The organism is Kordiimonas sp. (genome assembly GCF_048260245.1).
Taxonomy (GTDB): Bacteria; Pseudomonadota; Alphaproteobacteria; order Sphingomonadales; family Kordiimonadaceae; genus Kordiimonas.
Map to the genome: position 1 here is coordinate 123,559 of NZ_JBLXGZ010000004.1, position 18,994 is coordinate 142,552.

Annotated in this window: 26 protein-coding genes; 3 read left to right on the plus strand and 23 right to left on the minus strand. The window is 53.1% G+C overall.

Features of this window, described 5'->3' with window-relative positions:
- Positions 1-6 precede the first annotated feature (6 nt).
- The 13 genes from ACN0VM_RS03860 to ACN0VM_RS03920 form a co-directional block, all read right to left on the minus strand.
- Positions 7-339 (minus strand): hypothetical protein, encoded by a 333-nt coding sequence (locus tag ACN0VM_RS03860; RefSeq protein ID WP_417449525.1) that lies wholly within the window; start codon positions 337-339, stop codon positions 7-9.
- On the minus strand, positions 339-1,472 hold the full coding sequence (locus ACN0VM_RS03865; protein WP_417449526.1) for a hypothetical protein: 1,134 nt from the start codon (positions 1,470-1,472) through the stop codon (positions 339-341). The genes ACN0VM_RS03860 and ACN0VM_RS03865 overlap by 1 nt, the downstream gene beginning before the upstream one ends.
- A gap of 2 nt (positions 1,473-1,474) precedes the next feature.
- Positions 1,475-1,747: a hypothetical protein gene (locus tag ACN0VM_RS03870; protein WP_417449527.1), complete on the minus strand. Its 273-nt coding sequence runs from the start codon at positions 1,745-1,747 to the stop codon at positions 1,475-1,477.
- Entirely contained in the window at positions 1,744-2,517 is a 774-nt protein-coding gene (locus ACN0VM_RS03875; RefSeq protein ID WP_417449528.1) for a hypothetical protein, read from the minus strand. The genes ACN0VM_RS03870 and ACN0VM_RS03875 overlap by 4 nt, the downstream gene beginning before the upstream one ends.
- The gene (locus tag ACN0VM_RS03880) at positions 2,510-2,908 is read right to left on the minus strand and encodes a hypothetical protein (RefSeq protein WP_417449529.1); all 399 of its coding nucleotides are present in this window, start codon (positions 2,906-2,908) and stop codon (positions 2,510-2,512) included. Before ACN0VM_RS03880 ends, ACN0VM_RS03875 begins: the two co-directional genes overlap by 8 nt.
- 176 nt (positions 2,909-3,084) lie before the next feature.
- Positions 3,085-3,534, minus strand: a complete 450-nt coding sequence (locus ACN0VM_RS03885) for a hypothetical protein (RefSeq protein ID WP_417449530.1) — start codon at positions 3,532-3,534, stop codon at positions 3,085-3,087.
- Positions 3,535-3,537: 3 nt separating this feature from the next.
- Positions 3,538-4,449, minus strand: a complete 912-nt coding sequence (locus tag ACN0VM_RS03890) for a hypothetical protein (protein ID WP_417449531.1) — start codon at positions 4,447-4,449, stop codon at positions 3,538-3,540.
- Between the two features lie 27 nt (positions 4,450-4,476).
- The gene (locus ACN0VM_RS03895; RefSeq protein WP_417449532.1) at positions 4,477-4,614 is read right to left on the minus strand and encodes a hypothetical protein; all 138 of its coding nucleotides are present in this window, start codon (positions 4,612-4,614) and stop codon (positions 4,477-4,479) included.
- 257 nt (positions 4,615-4,871) lie between these two features.
- Positions 4,872-5,549: a hypothetical protein gene (locus ACN0VM_RS03900; RefSeq protein ID WP_417449533.1), complete on the minus strand. Its 678-nt coding sequence runs from the start codon at positions 5,547-5,549 to the stop codon at positions 4,872-4,874.
- A complete protein-coding gene (locus tag ACN0VM_RS03905) occupies positions 5,542-6,294 on the minus strand; it encodes a hypothetical protein (protein ID WP_417449534.1) in 753 nt (250 codons plus the stop codon). The genes ACN0VM_RS03900 and ACN0VM_RS03905 overlap by 8 nt, the downstream gene beginning before the upstream one ends.
- A complete protein-coding gene (locus tag ACN0VM_RS03910; protein WP_417449535.1) occupies positions 6,275-6,652 on the minus strand; it encodes a hypothetical protein in 378 nt (125 codons plus the stop codon). Before ACN0VM_RS03910 ends, ACN0VM_RS03905 begins: the two co-directional genes overlap by 20 nt.
- Entirely contained in the window at positions 6,642-6,908 is a 267-nt protein-coding gene (locus ACN0VM_RS03915; RefSeq protein WP_417449536.1) for a hypothetical protein, read from the minus strand. The genes ACN0VM_RS03910 and ACN0VM_RS03915 overlap by 11 nt, the downstream gene beginning before the upstream one ends.
- 541 nt (positions 6,909-7,449) lie before the next feature.
- Positions 7,450-8,307 (minus strand): hypothetical protein, encoded by an 858-nt coding sequence (locus ACN0VM_RS03920; protein ID WP_417449537.1) that lies wholly within the window; start codon positions 8,305-8,307, stop codon positions 7,450-7,452.
- Between the two features lie 338 nt (positions 8,308-8,645).
- Between ACN0VM_RS03920 and ACN0VM_RS03925 the strand changes: the two genes are divergently transcribed.
- The 3 genes from ACN0VM_RS03925 to ACN0VM_RS03935 all read left to right on the plus strand — a co-directional run bounded on the left by ACN0VM_RS03925 (position 8,646) and on the right by ACN0VM_RS03935 (position 10,504).
- On the plus strand, positions 8,646-9,242 hold the full coding sequence (locus ACN0VM_RS03925) for an XRE family transcriptional regulator (protein WP_417449580.1): 597 nt from the start codon (positions 8,646-8,648) through the stop codon (positions 9,240-9,242).
- A 105-nt stretch (positions 9,243-9,347) separates the two neighbouring features.
- Positions 9,348-9,623 carry a helix-turn-helix domain-containing protein gene (locus ACN0VM_RS03930; RefSeq protein WP_417449538.1) on the plus strand — a complete coding sequence of 92 codons (276 nt, stop codon included), beginning with the start codon at positions 9,348-9,350 and terminating at the stop codon, positions 9,621-9,623.
- Entirely contained in the window at positions 9,515-10,504 is a 990-nt protein-coding gene (locus tag ACN0VM_RS03935) for a tyrosine-type recombinase/integrase (RefSeq protein ID WP_417449539.1), read from the plus strand. Before ACN0VM_RS03930 ends, ACN0VM_RS03935 begins: the two co-directional genes overlap by 109 nt.
- Here the strand turns inward: ACN0VM_RS03935 and ACN0VM_RS03940 are convergent.
- From ACN0VM_RS03940 to ACN0VM_RS03985, 10 genes are all read right to left on the minus strand, one after another.
- Positions 10,468-11,097 (minus strand): hypothetical protein, encoded by a 630-nt coding sequence (locus tag ACN0VM_RS03940; protein ID WP_417449540.1) that lies wholly within the window; start codon positions 11,095-11,097, stop codon positions 10,468-10,470. The genes ACN0VM_RS03935 and ACN0VM_RS03940 overlap by 37 nt on opposite strands.
- Before the next feature lie 347 nt (positions 11,098-11,444).
- The gene (locus tag ACN0VM_RS03945; RefSeq protein WP_417449541.1) at positions 11,445-12,881 is read right to left on the minus strand and encodes a hypothetical protein; all 1,437 of its coding nucleotides are present in this window, start codon (positions 12,879-12,881) and stop codon (positions 11,445-11,447) included.
- A 202-nt stretch (positions 12,882-13,083) separates the two neighbouring features.
- Positions 13,084-14,706, minus strand: a complete 1,623-nt coding sequence (locus ACN0VM_RS03950) for a recombinase family protein (RefSeq protein WP_417449542.1) — start codon at positions 14,704-14,706, stop codon at positions 13,084-13,086.
- Complete coding sequence (locus tag ACN0VM_RS03955; RefSeq protein WP_417449543.1) at positions 14,703-15,026, minus strand: hypothetical protein; 324 nt, start codon at positions 15,024-15,026, stop codon at positions 14,703-14,705. Before ACN0VM_RS03955 ends, ACN0VM_RS03950 begins: the two co-directional genes overlap by 4 nt.
- 143 nt (positions 15,027-15,169) lie before the next feature.
- A complete protein-coding gene (locus tag ACN0VM_RS03960; RefSeq protein WP_417449544.1) occupies positions 15,170-15,460 on the minus strand; it encodes a hypothetical protein in 291 nt (96 codons plus the stop codon).
- Positions 15,457-15,678 carry a hypothetical protein gene (locus tag ACN0VM_RS03965; RefSeq protein WP_417449545.1) on the minus strand — a complete coding sequence of 74 codons (222 nt, stop codon included), beginning with the start codon at positions 15,676-15,678 and terminating at the stop codon, positions 15,457-15,459. Before ACN0VM_RS03965 ends, ACN0VM_RS03960 begins: the two co-directional genes overlap by 4 nt.
- A gap of 12 nt (positions 15,679-15,690) precedes the next feature.
- A complete protein-coding gene (locus ACN0VM_RS03970) occupies positions 15,691-17,316 on the minus strand; it encodes a type IV secretory system conjugative DNA transfer family protein (protein WP_417449546.1) in 1,626 nt (541 codons plus the stop codon).
- A 57-nt stretch (positions 17,317-17,373) separates the two neighbouring features.
- A complete protein-coding gene (locus ACN0VM_RS03975) occupies positions 17,374-17,499 on the minus strand; it encodes a hypothetical protein (protein WP_417449547.1) in 126 nt (41 codons plus the stop codon).
- Between the two features lie 78 nt (positions 17,500-17,577).
- Complete coding sequence (locus ACN0VM_RS03980) at positions 17,578-17,880, minus strand: hypothetical protein (RefSeq protein ID WP_417449548.1); 303 nt, start codon at positions 17,878-17,880, stop codon at positions 17,578-17,580.
- An 82-nt stretch (positions 17,881-17,962) separates the two neighbouring features.
- On the minus strand, positions 17,963-18,388 hold the full coding sequence (locus ACN0VM_RS03985) for a hypothetical protein (RefSeq protein ID WP_417449549.1): 426 nt from the start codon (positions 18,386-18,388) through the stop codon (positions 17,963-17,965).
- Positions 18,389-18,994: the final 606 nt, after the last annotated feature.

Below are 18,994 nucleotides of genomic sequence, written 5' to 3' on the forward strand. Positions count from 1 at the left end.
CCGCCATCAGCCGCTCAGGTAATCGAACACAACCCACGTTGAGACGCCTTCAGAGTAAAACCCCTCGCCAGCCGGTAGTGTCAAATCGGCAAGGCTGATAGCGCCCTCCCACGTGTTGCCGAAAAACTGCTTGTTGTTGGTGTGAACGGCCTTGTCACTGCCGATCCAGCCGCTAGACCCCGATGACCCTGAACGCGCCACAAGCACGTATATTTTCACGCCGTCGGTGTTTAAGGCCGGATCAATGAGCCAACCGGCCCCGGCCGCTGTGCTGGCGTCCGCGGGGATCAGTACGCCGTCTTGTGTCGCGGTCCCGAAAAAGTCGCTTGCTTTTGCCATTACCTGAAAACCCTCCATGTGGTGCCGGTGTAGATAAACCCGGTGCCAAAGCCGTTTATGTCGATCACAAAATCCTCTCCGGCTTCCCCGGCGAAACTTTCCGCGCCAAAGTCAATCGTGATGGTGTTGGTTGCGGCCATGCCGCCCACGTCGCCCACATAAAAATATGTGTTGGCTGCGGGCGCCGCTGGCGCGGTGATGAGCACCGGCCCGGCGCTGCTATTGGCGGCAATGATCTGCTCGGGCTGCGCCGGGTGATCATCATTGGTCAACACCCGGTTAAAGCTCACCTTGCCGTCAAGCGCGGCCTGCATGGCTGTGCTGATCGGCTTATTAGCGTCGGCGGTGTTGTCGACGTTGTTGATCCCGAGCGATGCCTTGAACCCGGCTTTGGTGTTCGCCCTGATCCATGTGTCAACGGTCGAGAAAAACACCGTGTCGCCGGTGCGCGTCTCGGGGGGATGGTTTACTTGTGTGTACTCAGTGCGCATATAGCGAGCGCTCAGGTCGCCGCTTGCGTCGCGCTGCGCCACCGTAAGCGGCGTTGCCTCAGTGCTCAAAGCCCTGCCGCGCACAAGGTCGGCATTCAGGCCGGAGCCGGTGCCATCATTGCCCGTGTGCCAGACTGCCTCGCCGCCGACGGTCAGGCCGTCAAAATCAACGGTTCCGTCAAGGGCGCTCGCATCTGCTTTGGCGGCAAGGGCTGTATCAATATCGGCCTTGCGGTAATAAAGGGTGTCCGCATCGGCTTTAAGGCAAAACAGGCTGTCAGCCGTTGCCTTCAGGTAATACCGGGCATCGGCCCGCGCGTCGGTGTGATACTGCGGGTGGTCGTCATCGGTCAGGCCCATAAGCGCGCCATGATCAACTACACCGCCCGCCGCCAAGATCGCAAAACGGAACTCGCCCGCCTCGGCGTTCCATACTGGCGATTGACCGTCGGAGGGCGCGAGAGCTTCAACATCATCAAGGCTTGTCAGGGTGTGGCCGTGATCCGCGTCGGCCTTGCCAGCCAGCGCGGCGTCAGTTTCGGCTTGTGTCTGATACTGGTCGTGCACGTGGCCGGTGTTGGATTTACCGGCCAAGGCGGCGACAAGTTCACTATCGGTTACACCGTCTAAAATCTCGGCCATGGTTACACCTCGATTTCTTCGGAATAACTGATCTTGCCGGTGTTCGGCGCGGCTGCGATCACCCAGATTTCAGACTGAATATTGCTAAACACGCCGCGCGTATTGGCGGGGATTTTGTTCTGCTCGGTGACCGGGCGCACGTCCAGTTGTCCGACCCATACATCAAAGTCGCCCGCCGTGATGTTCAGCACCTTGCGGCGCGGGTTGGCGTCAACGAGTAATACAGCCCGGTCACTGCGCACGGTGACATTCTTTGCGCTTGTCAGCTTGTTCATGATCCGCCTTTCCGACTGTTGTTCACCATGAAGGCCACCACCATCAGCACGCCCATAAGCGCGACGATGCCAAGGCCCATCAGAAGGGTTTTTTGTTGCTGGTCAGCGATACCGCCAACGGTGCTTTCAAAGCTTTCCTCAAGCGCCAGAGCATTCAGCTTAAACGCATCTTGCAAGCTCTCCCGGTTGCCGTCCGCCGCCTCGTCGGCAAAGGCGAGCACGTCAGCCACCACATCCCGGTTTGCACTCAGGCTGTCCGCGTTGATCTCGGTCGCCACGTCCATGGCCTCTTTTGCTGCCGATAGCGCCATATCAATGGCGTTTTTGGCGGTGTCGGTGACATTCTTGCCAGTGTCTTCCGCAAGCGCCTGCATTTGGCCGCTCAGGGTGGTTGCCGCGTCAAACGCGCCTTCCCCCAGCCTGCGGGCTTCCTCGCCCAGCTTGGCCGCTGCGTCCGCATTGCCCTTGGCCGCTTCCGCCATGGCTTTGGCCTGCGCCTCTTGCGCCTTGGCCGCTTGTTCGAAAATCTCTTCTGCCGCCTTGGCTGCGGCCTCGGCACTCGCCGCCGCCGCCTCACTGGCCGCGATAGACGCGCCCTCGCTCTCCAGCGTGACGTTGCCAGTCGCAAAGATGTTGCCGTTGTTGCTGTCTTCTTGGCTGTTATCAACGTCCAGCTCATAGTCCAGCTCGGTATTGTTCACCGTCTCATGAATTTGACGGCTATCAATCTGGTTGGTGTTGCTGGTTTGGCTGCGGCGCGTACTACCCATGGTGCGGGTTCCACGTCAGTTTGGCCCGCGCGCCTGCCTTGAGGAATTCAGCCGCGAGCTTTGGCGAACTGGTGTAAAACTTGACCGTCGCATGGCCGGATTTTACCGCATAAGAGTTTAGCCAGGCGCGACCCTCCCGAATGATTTTGTCAACCTTGCCTTCAAGGCTTGCCGCCATCACCGCAAGGATTTTTTCGCCGGTCTGTTTTGTCTCGGACGCCAGCAAAAGCGAGCCTTGGCGCTTGCCCTTCTCGGTGACGGCAAAGAGCGCCGCGCGGCCTGCCCGGTGTTCCTCAATATAGAAACTGAGGGTGCGACCTTCGGCAATGCGCGCGAAGCCTTGTTTTGCACGGCTATCAAACTCTAGGAGCGGTTCAAAAGTAATTTGCATAGTACGATCCCTGCGACCAAACCGGCCAGAATGAGTAAAGTTTGATTGGAGGCACTAGCGCCGCGCAGTGAGAAGCTCCCGGTACCAAAACTGGTGTCAAACCGGTCGCTGCTGTTGATGGGGCCACCATCGGCCCCAACAGCTAAATCTCCGATTTCGCCAATCCCCGGAAACATCTATTTGCTCGACATCAGGAGAAGAACGACGATCAGCACAGCCGCCCCGATGCCTGCGGGGATCGCCCAAGAGGGCAAGCCGCTGGCCGTGGCGGTATTGGTGCCGGTGCCACCGGTGCCGGTTGACGGAAAAGTTCCGTTACCGATGCCTTTGTCTTGCGCCTTGCCGAAAATATCGAGCGTCAAAAGATGGTCGACATACCGAGAACCAGTGTCGACAGCGGACCGCAAAACGCCGCCTAGAAAGTCACCGACGGACGAAAGGCCAGAAGATGACGACGAACGGCTAGAGCTGGACGCGGTGCTACTTGCGCTTGTGGTGGTGACAGCCGGGTTCAAGGAACCCGACGCACCCGCCGCAGAACTCGCAAGGGCACCGAAACCACTACTGAACGGGTTGTACCCCGGATCAGTGGAAAAGCTTCCGCCAATGGAGAATTCATTAGGCATGATCTAGCCCCCCACGCTGGCGCGCTTGGGCGGCATTTCGTATTGCTCAACCAGTAGGTTGGCGTCGGCTGTGGTGCTGGTTTTGATTTTAAACAGCACCTCGTTTTCAGCGTTACCATGGTTTTTACGGAAGTGCGCAAGAGCAGACCCGGCCAGCGCTTCAGGCACAATCGACCATACGTCGTCTTGTGGAAAGAAGCCTTTGCGCTCAAGCTGGACATCCAGCGCGCGTTTGCTGGCAAAGTTCAGCACCTCTTGATCATCAACCAACATGCGAATGCCGGTGATGTTGGCCCCTTTGAAGTGCCAGCCGCGAATGACGCTCGCGGAACGCTCAAAGAAAAAGTCGGTTTCAGTGGTGCCGGATGCCTGAATATCGACGTGTTGTTCAAGATGCTTGATCAGGCCGGGGAAACCGCGCTGTTCAAGCATGGTGGTCACCGCCTCGGGCTGCACATTCACGCCTTGACGCCCTTTCGAACCAAGGCCCTCAGATTGCAGCCAATGCGTAATCGCCGGAGACACCGCCGCACCGAGCACAATGCGTAGTGCAGGGTCCACAAAGAGACCGGGGATAAAGGCCGAAATTTCCGCCTCTGCCGTGTTCTGGCGCCATTCCTCGGTAAAGAAATGGGTCAAATAGCCCGGCTCAAAGCTGCGACCATAAAAGGCGTTGAGCAAATTGGTGTTTGCGGGCTTGTAGGTGCCGAAGCTATCGCCGCCAAACATCAGTTCATAACTGATAATGTTGGCCTCAATCTCGGCTTGGGTCGCCGGGTCGCCGCCCTCGGTGTAATAAACGTCCATGAAGTCGATCTGGCCGACCGAAGACGGAAACTCTACTACCGGGGTGCCGTTGGTTGCCACATCCGACATTGATTTTGGATTGCGGCGGTATTCTTTAAAGCCTGCCATGGCTGTTGTTCCTTTCAGGTTTAAGGGTTAACCGCCAAAGGCTTCATGCAGATCCTTGAGAACTGGCACGTCATACTCGTCGCCAACCCACAAAAGCCCGCCAACGATGAGGACCGCGACAATCACGATCAGCAGCGTTTTGGTGTCTGTTTTGGTGAACTTCACTTTTCTGTCCTTTCAAAAGCTTGGTCTATCCAGAGCGTGAAAGGCTTGGTCAGCGCGTACACAATCAGCGATATGATCACCGCCTTTAAAATTGCCTCACCGGACAAGGTCACTTTCCACACTCCCTCAGTTGAAGTCGAAGGCGATTAGATCAGATGAAACCGGTTTGACCGGTCAGCGGAAAGACCAGTCGAAACCGGTATTCTGACCGGTCGAAACCGGTCGAAACCGGTCAGACCAGTCAGAACCGGTCACACTCAACCGGGAAAAGTGAGCTTGCCTCGGGTATAGGTGCCGTCTTCCATGCGGATATATTCAAGGGCTTTGAGAAGGCTCACCGCCTCCGCCAGCTCCCGCCCCCGCGCGCCACCCATCTCAGCGACGGCGCGAAGGTCTGCGGGCTCGGTGAGATTGAACAGAAACCGCTTTTCAAGCTGGCCCCTAAACTTGGTCGACACCTCGGCCGGGCGCTGTGTTGCTCCCACCAGATGAATACGGCTATGCCGCCCCGACCGGCACATGCGCGAGAAGCCGTTCAGCTTCTTGGGCAGGTTATGGTTCGGGTAACAGTCGGCCATTTCATCAACAGCAAGCGTCAGCTCGGGGATCTGATCAAACCCGTACTGGTCCGCGTTCTGGTTCTGGTGGTCGACCATGAACTTGGAGATATCCGAGAGCGCAAGCACAAGATATTCCTCATCATCGTCCGGTTTGAACCAGTAGCGGAACCCGTCCCAATAGTTCGCCTGGACAGCGTCAATCAGGTCGGAAACCCGGTCGATCTGGGTATAGCCTTCCTTGGCGGCATTCGCCGCACGGGCTGGCAGGGCATCAAAGAGAATGACCCGCCTATGGTGGCGCAACACCCGGTCCATCATGGTTGACTTGCCGGATTGCGAACGGCCAAAGAGGCCAAGTCTGCCAAATTTAGCCATGTGCGCCCCCTTTCGCCTGAACCGGTTCCGACCGGTTCGACTGGTCTCTAAACGGGTCTTTCTTGGCTTTTTTCTTCTCTGCCCATTCGCGTTTCTTCTCCATGATCACCGCGATAATGGCCAAAGCCTTGCCGCCAAAGAAGGCGAGGCAGAAGATGCCGTCACCCAAGGCGACGGTGCTATCAGCGATCATCCAGCCCAGCATTCTCGGGTTGCGGAGCGCGATTTTATAGAGGTGCTTCGCTGCCGTCCGTGCCTGCTCATAATCCTCTTCTTTGGTGCGCAGTTCCGACAGGTCGAGGTTCAGGGCCGGTATAAAGCCGCCAATGGCTGCAATCGCGTCCCAAACATCAATGGCCCACCATTCGACAAACTCGGCCTCGGCCATGTTGCTCACCGTCACCGTGCCGGTGCGGGCGTCCATATCGAGATATTTGGGGCCGGTTTCCTCGCGCGCACTGTCGAGGTCGAGAACCTTGGGCTGCCATGTGGCCTCGCTCTCAGCCTCGACCGGTCGCACCGGATCCGGCCCGGTGGGGATTTCGCTCGCCGGGTCCGGGGCCGTGCCGCTGATCAGGCCCATAAACGGATCATTGGCGGGCGGGATAACCGGTTTTACGACCGGTTTAACCGGTCTGACTGGTTCTAACCGGTCAGGACCGGTACTGGTCGCGGGGGTGGTTGGGGGCGTGGCCATGGTCGTTGGCTTGGCACTGGCCACAAACTTAAGCGCTGTCGCTTGCATCGGTGGCCTCCTCTCTGTTGTAGCGCTCCCACGCGGCGTCCAGATAGCGCACATAGCTTTCCGGCACGCCCTTGAGCTCCTGCACACGCTCAAGCGCTGCTAGGTAGGCTTCATAGGTCTGGGGCGGGATATCTTCTGGCGCGCCCTTCACTGCGCGCTTGCGGCATCCCTTGACGGTGACTTCCTCAGGCGAACAGGTGCCGTAAGGGCAACCGCGGTTGTCCAGCTTGACCAGGACAAACTGGTCACAGTGGCCGCCATTGATGCAGGGGTAAATGCCGATGGCCCGTTTGGTGTTGCCACGCGCAGCCGGGGCGGTTGCGTTTGGCGGTAGGGGGATAAGCCAATCACTCAGCATGGGGCGCGCCCTCTGCTGGCTCATTGGCCCATTCAAGCCCTTGTCCGCACCATGTGCGGATCAGTGAACGCCTGACCGGTTTCTGGATCGGGCCGTTCTTGTATCCTTTGGGAATGAAAAGCTTGATGGCGGGTGGCACGTGCTCGATATGCACGACCAGTAAGATATGCTCGGTATCAAGCGGCTTATGCTCAATCAGGGCTTTAACGCGCCCCATGTTGAACGGAAGACTGAAGTCAATCGGGTGCTGGTGCATTGGTTTCCTTTCAATTTCCAGTTTCCTCGCTGAAAATCGAAAAGAAGTGCCACTATATTACGCTATTCGTAACGTGTTGGGTAGTGGTTTTTGCGGCCCTATGGTGTAGCGTTGTTTTTTTTGGGGGGAAAGATGCCTGAGATGCCTGACACTTCACCGAGCAGAACAGCCGGGGCCAAAAACATTGGGTGGATACTCGCGACCTTTGTTGCACCTCACGTTGCTTACTTTTTCAGCGCCTACCTTCTCTCGTTGGTTTGGTCAACCGTTCGGGAAATGCCGCAGCTCGGCTTGCTCATGCCCGTTGAGTCCTTCCCGTATCTGATCGCGATAGGTGTGCTCGCCTATAGCTTTTCAGAAATAAGGTTTGATAATTGGGTCGTAAAACTAGCAACGCTGGCAGCGGCCTTATTGAGCATTGTCCTATTTGGCGTATATGTCGCTCTAATCACGTCTTGTAGTGTTTACGGAGATTGTCTTTAGAGAGACGGTTGGGGGCCTCGAGGTGGTGCGAGGCTCAGGCTATGCCTATTCTGCGCCCTCACGCCTGCGGCCGCCCGGTTATCAACGCCAACTCTACCTTACTGCCATTGAGCTTGGAAAGCCGGTCGGCAAGGATGAACCTCTCATGGATTTGGTTGATCTGGTCCCGCTGAAAGCCGTTGAGGTTGAAAATGTAGGCTTTGCCATCCTCAATCGGGCCTAAAAGGGCGCTTTCGGGGATGCGAAAATCCGATGTCTTCCCCTGAAGACAATGGCTCCACATGTCTCGCGCTCGGTCGTTTGTGGTTTTGTCGAATTGCGGCATCACCCCGCCCGCACCACCGGTGCGGTTAACAGCGGGTACCCTTTTCCCTTCCTTCGCCGCAGGCCCGACAGGGCCGGTGCGCGGCGGCAATTTCCCCTCGCGCACGTGTGCGCGTGTTTTATTTTTTTTATTTTTAAGTTTTATGGGTGCAGCAGATGCACCTTTTTTGACGTTATTTGCACCTTTTAGCGCAAAATTTGCACCCTTTTCGACGTTATTTGCACCTTTTTCCCCGGATAAATTTTTTTCGGTAAAAGGTGCGCCATTTGCACCTTTTTCATCGGGTAAGGGTGCAGCAGATGCACCTTTTTTTTCAGCTAAAGGGTGCATCTCCCGCACCTTTTCCATGTTGATAATGTAAATATTATAGTTGCCGCGCCCCCACTTGCTTTTGGCCTCTATCAGGCCCAGCTCTTTCAGTTCCTGAATGGCGGTTTTAACCGCACGGCGGGATAGCCCGGTTTCTGTCACAAGCCGCGCATAGTCCATATGCGCCTCAAAACAGTCCTCATAGGCCCGGAAGGTCAGCACCGTCATCACATGCTTGATGGTGGGCCGCAGATCGAGCGCTAAGATGGGGTCAATATTCATGAGCAAAGGCCATCGGTTGGTTGCTGAAAAGAAGATGGCCGGGCGTAATGTGAGAGCGCCCGGCCATTTGCTCCGCGACAGGCATAGTGATAGGCGCGGATGCAAAAACATGAATCACAGATGAATCTAATGCTAAGGGAGAGTTCAAGGCATCGGTCCTATCTTGCAGCCTGTTTCCTATTCCTCAGAGCCGAGCGCCCCACCTCTCACAGCTTCACGCTCGGCCCCTCGATTAACAGCGAGGAATGGAGGAAGCATAAATCTATATCAGATTATTTCAAACAAAAAATACAAATAGGCGGGTTTTTTATAGCCCGAAACAGGTGACTATTGTGTTCATGGAAAACCGATTGAAAGAAATTCGAGAGCGAAAAGGACTTTCGCAAACTGAACTGGCAGACGCCATCGGCACCACTCAGGGGCAGATATATAAGCTTGAGAGTGGCTCTGTTCGTTTGTCTGACGTGTGGTTAGAGCGCCTCGCGCCCGTTCTCGGTGTTCCCCAGGGGGCGCTATTGAGCGATGGCGCAGGCTTTGAAACTCTGCGGACCTCAATACGCGAAATTCCTGTTATCGATTATGTACAGGCTGGTGGATATGTCTCTAGCGCCAACCCATACCCAAAGGGTGAGGGAATGGAGACGATTTTGTTTGATTACAAACACAACAAGATATTCGGCTTGCGGGTGCAGGGAAATTCAATGGATCGGGTGTTTAAAGAAGGCACCACCCTGATTGTTGATTATACGGACACCGACCTTCATGACCGGAAGTACTATGTAATCTCCAATGGTGACGGAACCTCAGTAAAGCAGTATCGCGCCAACCCGATTCGGTTCGAGCCTCAGAGCTTTGCGGACGAGTACGACACAATTTTCCCCGATCAAAACACCCGCATAATAGGCCGGGTTGTGCATTTTTTGGGCGAGTGCTAGGCAAATTAAGACTTATTCAGATTTTATTATTTCTGATTTTTGTTGAATATAGTCTATATAAGATTATATTATCGCCTCCACATTAAGATTATGGAGGAAAAGCCTATGGCCCAACCCGCAAAGCATCACACGGTTAAATCACTCGCAGACGAACTCGGGTGTTCGACTGTCCATATCTACAATCAGGTGAGGGAAGGGAAGATGCCCCATATTAAGATCGGTTCCTCCATCCGCTTCCCCAAAAAATTGATTGAAGAGTACCTAAACACACAATGGCAAAGCTCGTTAAACACAGCAATGGAAGGTGGTATATCCACTACGCGGACCCGGAAAACGGACGGAGCCGAGAGCTTTCAACACGCACTAGAGAGGCACGGCTAGCCAAAGAACGGCTTGCTCAATTTGAAGCCAATCAAGCCCGCCCTTCCGAACACCAGATCGTCATTTCCTTGATACTGGACCGGTATCTGGACGACAGGAAAGGGCGGGTTGCTTCATATGATACCCTCGAATATCACACCAAAAAAACCCGCGAAGAACTAGGCCACTATCAGCCTCGTTTCATCACAAAGGATGTCGTGCGCCGGTATATTGCCGATCGGCGCAAAGATGGCCTTTCGGACGGCACGATCATCAAGCAATTGAAAACCCTTCGGGCAGCGCTCGCGCTCGCCGTGCGTGAAACTGTGATCGACAAAGCCCCGCATATCGAGGTGCCGCCGCGCCCGCGCCCCAAAAGCCGGTGGCTGACCCGTGAGGAAGTGTCCGCGCTTATGGATGCCACTACCAGCCGCCACATGAAGCTGTTTCTAATGCTGGCCGTCTACACCGGCGCGCGCAAAGGAGCCATTCTGGACCTGACGTGGGACCGTGTGAGTGATGATCTGAAGCTCATAAACTTCAACCTGCCGGGCCGGCCCGATAGCAACAAGCGCCGGGCGATAGTACCGACCACGAAGGTATTGCAGGAAATGCTTGCAGAAGCCCGCGAGCTGGCGGTCACGGATCACGTGATCGAGTTCAATGGCCAGCCTTGCAAAGACGTGAAAACCTCATGGGGCAAAACGCTAAAGCGAAGCGGGATCGATCACTGTACGATTCACGATCTACGCCGCACGTGCGCGACTTGGCTTGTCCAAGCTGGCGTTCCAACGGCTAAAGTCGCCCGGATGTTAGGCGATAGTGAGAAGATGATCGAACAGGTTTATGGACATCATAGCCCTGCTTACTTGGAAGATGCGGTAAAGGCTTTAGAGGGCTGATTAATTATCTGGGCTTGGAACGTTTGAATCTCTGTTCTGATCCTGTTGCAATAGGAATTTGCTTCGCTCTTAAACCTGCGAATATTGGCGGTGAATGTATCGATACTATTTGAGGAATGAATATCATTTATTATGGATAGACAACGATCAGACATATCAAGCAAGTCTTGGAAACCGTCATTGCAGAAAATATCATAATTTCCTCTTACTCGCTCGATCGTATCTTCCAGTATTGTTTTCTTTTCAGAAAAGGCTTTGTTTATCTCGCTTAGGTCACTCTTCGCGTCGTCAAGATCACTTTTCAACCGCAAGCATGATAGGTTCTGCGTAGACTCTTCGACATTGTTCAAGGCAGTCATAATAGGCGTAGAAATGTCGGCATCAAAAGCATTCAGATTTGATTGCCGTTTCAGGCCTTCACTCTTCACTTTCCTAGTATATAACAAGTTCCCAAGCGCTAAGGCAAAATTCACAATGGATACAATGATAAATATCCATGAGTGAATGGGAATCCCTTCGCTCATGGGGTTTCCAGCGATTGCCAAATCTGCGGGCTGTTGAGGAGCAATTGTTTCAGCGACTTTACCTTGCACAGACTTTGCGACCTTTCTAGTTCACACTAAAAGGTTTCTTGTCCATCAATGAATGCCGGACGCCGCTTTCTATTTGCCGCAAAAGTGTTGGAGGTGCATCGAACTTATACTTTTGAAAAAAGTTGTCGATGGAGCCATATTTTCGGACGCTCTTTGAAAATAGGCCTAGGAAAAAGGAGCTAGAAATACCATGCAAGCTGTTAGGTATGACTACGGTCACGTCCTGTTCGCTTTTATCCAGTTCATCAATGTGGAACAAGTTTCGCGCGTCTTCACCCTTTTCCTTGCCGGAAAGGTTCAAGATTGTACCTTCAGCAGTACAATCCTTTAGATCGATTGTAACGTGATTAGGCAACATTTTTTGTTTGCTCCAATTCAAAGCGCACGCTTATCACCACACCAGGAAACTTCTGTTTTAGCTCCACTATACAATCTGGATCAGGCGGCTGATTAATATCGTTCTGTTCATTTAAGAACTGCCGACGTTTGTTGTCATCGCCCCAGTCAAAGCTCCTATACTTGTCTTTTAAGATAATACAAGTCTTTCCTGAAACAATAGTTAAAGCGGCATTACCGTTTTCACCATCGTTTGACAATTCGTTTACCAAATCAACAATATCAAGCATTCCTACACCATTGATGGATGAATCGTCACTTTGTGAAGTTCGAGATATACCATCTTGCAAAGCGTAGACTGTCCTAAGGCTTTCTTCACTTAGATGCTTGTTCCTGTGAAGGTTCACGTAACCAGCCATTGCTTCGACGATATTTTCGTCAGCAGTTTGTATCGTTTCCGAGATCGTTTTCCCTACACTGAGGAACGCAAGGTGACAAACATACTTTGCATTTGTGTCGCTTTTAGGGCCATTTGGATCAATACGTCGTTTTGCCATAAACCCAGCAGTATACCAGTTTCCATTCATTCTATAGTCGAGATTACTGTGGCGTTCGGCATTATTAAGCACTTCTCCCAGCAGGCCCGTAACAAAACCACATCCTTCCTTGGTTAGTTGTTCAGGCTCATCGAGATTGCTCAGCCATTTGTTGATTGTATTTACTAGATTATCAGATGCCTTCTCTCGAGTAGAAGGCTCCAGAGCAATATTTCGAAAATGCCCCTTTTCTGGCGGAAGTCGCTGATGTAGCGGGAAGGGGAAGACGTCGCTCATATCGGTATTGGTGAACCTGACAATGCGCATGCCTTCTCTCAAGCCAACTGCTTCAATTACCTTTTTCACGCTCTCATTCATTTTTCCGCCACGAATGAAAGGAAGCATTCTTTCATGCATTACTCGCAAAACTAAGAAAGCGCCGATATCAATAACTTTTTCATCTTGAAAGTTGAGTGTGGCCTCTAACTCTGCGCATTCTGCCTGAGCAATTTTTTTCAGATTCCCAAATGTCTCTTCCGGATTATCAATAAGGGAAAAGTTCGAAATCTCGTGTGTGCCACTTTTCACTCTTTTAATCGGAGTCGTCCACAATCTCTCCCGCTTTGGCACTAACGAATCTAAAATATGACACTCTTTGTATCGGCTAGCTTTTACGACTAGTGGCATCTTTTTAGGCGCTGAATAAGGGTGTAGTTTTAGCCTTAGTTCTCGAATTTTGCGCTTTGCAAAGGCATGAGAACCGGAGCGTGCAAATTCTCGTTTATATATTGCTCTCTTAAGCTGCCACAATTCACGCTCGGGCATTTTTGATAGGATCTCATAAGTAAGAGATTTACTAGAAATTGGCCAAATACTTGAAAAAAGGACTGGAGATTTCAGTGGCTTTTTCACTAGAAAATTGCCTCGAATAAGTGAAAAATATGAATTCAATAATGAATATATAGAACTATTTACGCATGCATAGTTCAATATTTAATTGAATAAGCTGCTATTGGCAGTAGGCAGAAATCCGGCGTAAAAACACGCTCTCATTGCAAGATGTTCATTTTTTGTTCTATTGTTTTGAGCGATTTATATAGCGTTTCTCTAATTCTCAAATAGGAACCACTCCTCCGAAGGCAGAGGCCAGAGGTTCGAATCCTCTCGGGTGCGCCATTTTAAAATTTGCAGTATCAGAACCCCCTAACACCTTGAAAGGTAAGGTGGTTTCCGGGGTTCGAAACCCCTCATTCCGCTGATACGCAATCCTCTCCAGAAACGCCATTTTTAGCACCATATGCTTCTCAGGCAGATTACCGTTTTCCCATATCCTGCAAGGGTTTGAGAGGAACTGCATGGCGAGTTCGAACATTTCGTCAAAGCCTCTTTGCGGTTTGTGCGATTTTTCGGCTCTTTCCTCCAAAATCAGCTTTTCCCGTTCCAGTTTGTCGATGCGGTTTTCATAGGCTGCAATGACGCTCGGTGTTGATGCGTCAACGAGTCTGTCCAGAAGGGTGTCTATCTGCTTTTGCACAGCCTGCACCTCCCGCTTGGCAGCCTGCGCGACGGATGCAGCACTTCCCAAACGGAAGTCCCAAATCTGTTTCCACATGGCTTTTGAAAGCTCCAGAAGTTTGCTGGAAGGCTTGAGGGACGCAAGGATATCAGTGAACTCATTCTCAATGAGATCACGACGGATCGACTTGCGGTAGCTTGCACAGCCCTTGTGATGGCAGAGGTAATAGGGATGCTTTGTTCCCGTCTTGCTTTTAGACCAGCAGGCGGTGAGGGGATTGTTGCAGTCACCGCAGAGGATAAAGCCCCGCAACGGGAAGTCTGCATTGATATTGGCGCGAGCAGGTACTTTTGCACCGCCATTCAGGCGGTCCTGTATTCTCTCATAGTCGCGCAGGTCAATCAGGCGGTGTTCGTCATGGTGCTTTCCCTTCATGAAGGGAATGTTCCATGGCTTGTGCTCGATATAGCCTGCATAGATGGGCCGGGTAAGAATGTCATGCACCCGCTGGTAATGAACTGTGCTGTTTCTGTCTTTGGGATATTCCGGGAAGGTTTCAAGGAAGCGAGCCACTTCGGCTTTTGTCTCGAAGCGACCAGTGGCAAACCCGTGAAGGGCTTCTTCGAGGATGGAGGCGAGAGGTTCATCCCGCACCAGCACATTGCCTTGTCCTTTGGACTTTTCGTAGCGGTAGCCGATGGGCTTGGCAAAGACCCAATAGCCGTTCATGAGCCTTGCCCGCATGCGGTTCAGGGTTTGCTCGGCGTTCTTCTCGCTCTGGTGCTGTGCTGCACCTGCCAGCACATTCTCCACCATGCGGCTGTCGGCGTCCTGCCGGAACTCAATGGAGGGCGATTGAAGTTGCCCGCCAGCTTCCAGAATGGTGCGGCGCAAGTCCCAGTGGGCCTGCACATTGCGGGCGAGGCGGCTGATATCATCAATGATCACAGCGCAGTTATCTTTGCGGTGTTTGCGAAGGAAAGACAGCATGGCTTTCATGCCGGGGCGGGCGGTGGTGCGGCCCGTCAGGTCGTCGGTGAACACCTTGACCACCTCATAGCCCTTCATCCGGGCATATTCGCGGGCGCGGGTTTCCTGTGAGCCGAGGCCATCGCCGCGCTTGGTCTGTGCCTTGGAAGATACGCGGCAATAGATGACTGCCTTCTGTGTGGTGCCAGTGTCACTTGTAGGACCGGGAGACCAGCGTTCAGTATATCTCATGGGGCATTTCCTTTCGCTGCGTGTTTGAACTTTTCTGCTGTTTTTTGATCCTCTAATTGTAGCACCTTATCCGGCGAAAAGTGGCTGTCAGAGTCGATTTTCGCGAGTTTTCCCCAGATGTTTTGAGGCGAGCTGATGCCGAAGGCGATATCGGCAAAACCCATCAGGATACCGAACAGGGTTTCGATGAGTTCCCGCTTCTGCTCCTCGGGGATATCCTCGTCTTCGAGATACGGCAGATAGGCGTCAAAATCGATGGCAGGCATGGCCGGATAGGTGCGGGTGTCCTGTGCGTGAGGGGTGTTGCTGTCATGCGCCATCGTATTTTCCTTTCGTTATCTGGGCTGTTTTCCGTCCTTTGGTTTCTCCTCTCCTTAAAAAGAACAAAAAGGGAACATTGTTTTATGGACCTTTATGATTCCTTTCAAGGAGAAGATAGTCCTAGACACACGCATGTATGTGTCTAGCGGGAGCGCTCGAATGCGCCTTTCGCCCGGCCCTTATCTCTGGCACGGGCAAACCCTGTTTTTGTTTGCTCCGAGAGTGTGCGGCTGCGGATCGTGAGTTCCTGAATGCGGGTCTCACGCTGCGTATTCAGGCCGCGCTTGACTTGCTGCTCCAGCGATCCGCCCGGTGTCAGATGCCGTTCCGGGGCGGGTTTTGGCCGTGATGCTCGCAGGCGGGCAAGCTCCTGCTGGATCGAAACCGGGCCGGGCTGTTTGCCCGCCCGGTTGAACGACTTTGCCGTGCTCACCGTTCGTGACCCTCATTGTCTCGCTCTGCACGGGGCGTGTTCTCGCGGATGGTGACATTGCCATCTACCGGGATGGCGTCGAGTTTGAGGTTATAGCCTTTCTCATCCTTGTGCGGGAAAGCGGCCCCGACCCGGTTGAAGAAAGACTGACCTTCCTTGCCTTCACTGACCTGATAGGCCAGATGGCTTGGTTGCTTGGGTTGGGTTTTGTCAGACATGATCTGTTCTCCTTAATGTGGTCTGTAGCCCTCGCAGTATGACCAGATGCCGTCACTATGCTGGGGGTATAAGGCGAATTTCTCAGGTACCTGTTCGGTGATGACACGGAGGCTGCGCTGCCCTGCAACCAGCACTCTGTCCAAGGGAGGGTGATAGGGGTTTGGTAAATAGCGGCCCACCATTTCCGGGCGGGTGTAGTAGGGGTATTTGTGCCCGAAGATGGGTTTCAGGTTCTTGCCTGAAACAAAAAGAATTTGCCGATCCTCAGGCATGTTGAGGATTTCGTCAGGGGTCATCAGCCGCCGCGATTGTACGGAACGGTGCGATTCTGCACGGTGATAATGGGCGTAGTCACTGGCGGCTTCAAAGGGGTCGGTCCCGTTCAGGATGGACCTGAAGACCTTCATGCGTTGCTGACGAGCCTGGTCCTGAGCGAGGTCATTGTTGTATTGCAATGTTTCCTGCCCAAGCATGTCGGAAATAAACTTGGCGGTATCGTAATCCCGCACGCCGAAAAACTGGCGCACTTGTGCGCTGCCGATGAAGCTCTGAAGCGCATCAGTCGAAAAGTTGCGTTTGATCTGGCCCGTATCCTGAAAAATCGCCCATGTTCGGACGCCCGCACCCCGGCCATAGGTGAAGGCGCGAAGCAAGGCTTCAAATTTGCCAAGTTGTCCGGCTTCATCCACGAGAAGGAGTATCCGCCGCGCCATTGGTGCACGAGCTTTCAGGATCATGGCTGCGATAAAAAAGATACGCAGGGCGGGTGCCCAGATACCGAGAAACTCGGCAGGGGCGACGAGGTGTATTTTGCAGAATGGGGGCGAAAGACGCAGAAGGTCTGAGATGGAAAAATAGACCCGGTTTTCATCTGGCTCGGCATCACGTTTATCATCAAGCGCTGCCCTGAGATTGGGGGAAGAGAGAAACTGGATATGGTTTTTGAGTTCGCCCATAACCGAGCCGAATTCTTTGGGGCTTTCATCCTGTTTCGTGATCATCTCACTTGCGGCTTGGGCTACATCGATGAACTGAGACTGTTGCAGGCGCGTCAGCAACTGGCCCCACAACCCGTCAGGATTGGCGCTGGACATCACGAACAAATAGAGGCGGGAGAGGCTGGTATAGCCGTGGAGTTCCACATCCCCTTTGAGGATACAGTCTGCCCAGCTTCTGGCTTTCAGTTCGAAATAGGCGGAGTTGCCGCCTGTGAGAGGAATAAGCCCCTCTGTGAAAAACTGTATATCCGCATGCAGGGTTGGGCTGTCTGGCGTCAGAAAGTCGAGGGGGTTACAGCAGTGCCCGGTTGGGCTGGCAGGCTCCCAGCGGAAGGCATAATCACCATGTGCGGTGTGTTGGGTGCGGGAAATTTCATATAACTCGCCCCGTGGATCAAGTGCCAGCATCGGGACGCCGGGGGAAGTACATACCACGTATCCAAGTTCGTCCCGTGTCTTGCCTGATCCGGCTCCGCCAAAGGTTATCATGGGCGCGTCACTATCCAAGTGCAGAGGATAGTCGCCCATGTATCCAAGTTGGAGACCTTTGCCACCAAGAAGCCCGGCACAGTTCAGGTCATCCAGATTGGCCCATCCTGCGGAACCGAAGCGGTAGTGTTCATTGAATGGTATTGCCATCTGATACCTCCAAAAGAAAAAGGGGCCTTGCGGCCCCGAGAGTTGAGATGTTTTGGTTTAGCTGAAGATGGCGTAGAGGATGACGCCTGCGACGATCAGGCCGCAGATGATGCCTCCCCAGTTCTGGTCCGGCTCGTTTTTGTAGACGCCAAAAGAACCGCCGCCGACTTTTTTAAAGGCCATGATTTCTCTCCTTTGTTGAGGTTGTTTGTGGGGTCAGGATAACTCCGGCGCGGATGCCTCACGGGGGGATAAGCTGCGCTACAGGAATTTTGCTGCGACACTGAGGCTGCCAAGAACGATGGCCGTAGACAGGGTCATGCGAGAGATAAAGAAAATGGTCAGCGCCACGACGGCAAACCAGATGACAGCGACCATATCACTGAGAGCTGCATTGTAGTTATAGGCTGTGAAGGATGTGACCCAGCCCACGGTGTTGTCGTATACGGCGGGCGTTCCCAGAAATGCGGCGATAAACGCCAGCACGTTTGCGAGCCCTTTGGCTGAACTCATGAAGATTGAGTTAGGCGAGCCTTTCGGTCCGGATAGTTGTGGCGGTTGCATGGCTATGCTCCTTGTCTATTGATGCAGGAGCAAATGTAAGGTTGCTATTGCCCGTTGCCGGGGGGATAGAGGCGGCTTCGCCTCAATCCGGCTCGTTGTCATTTGCGGCACGAACGCCCCATGTTGTAGCGGCACCGGGATTATGTGCCCGCAAGATCGTAGCAAGCACTTGTACCCGGGTTCGAGCCTCGGCACGTAAGCGAGGCACTATATTTGTGGGGCACGGCGTATTGCACCAGTCACGAAACCAGTAGCGGATATTGGGCACTTCGAAGACTTCCATATCAAGGAATACTTCCCGGCCATGTTGATCTAAAATTTGTCCCGGATAATCCCGGTAGAGGTCAGCCAGATAGTCCTGCCACTGGTCGCAGGAAACCTCAAGCGACGACGTGTAGCTGCGCAGATCGCGAATGAAGTCGGGATTGTTCAGCTCTCCGTCCACTACAAGCTTTGCAGCGCGTTTGCGGCAATAGCCGAGGCAGAGGCAGCGAATACATAGGGTCATTTCTTATCTCCTCGGAGGGAATTCGAGCAGCGTGCCGCGTTACGGTCTAAAGGGCCCTGAGACCGATCAATAGGCTTCAGTACCTACCGACATGCAAATGTTCCCATGTTCTCAGGAGGTTGAAAAAGCAAGAGAGCAGGTAAGAAGAGGTAAGAATTAGGTATTTCCCATAAATATATTGTTCGAGATGTGTCAGTTATCTCAATAAGATATGTAATAACATTGCATAATATATCTGGAAAATGATATCTATTCCGGCATGGAAAACGACGACCTTTATTTGGGAGAGTATAATCTTACAATCGCAGTGGGCCCTCATGACGTGGTCGGTCTCTGCTATATTGAAACCCATACAAAAAACGACGTGCGGCATCGTTTGGATGAACCCGCCGTGGTGTACAAACACCTCCACAATTTGGAGCCTTTCAGGTTCGAGTGGTTCTTCAAAGGAGGGCTAGATTCACGGCCCAATAACGAGCCGTCAATTATAGACACCAGTGGAGAGGATGTGCTGCGGATATGGGCAACGAGGGGCAGGATTGGGCGTAGTGGCCGTCCGGCCAAAACATGGACAGCCCCAAATGGTGTGGTGGTACGGGAAGAATA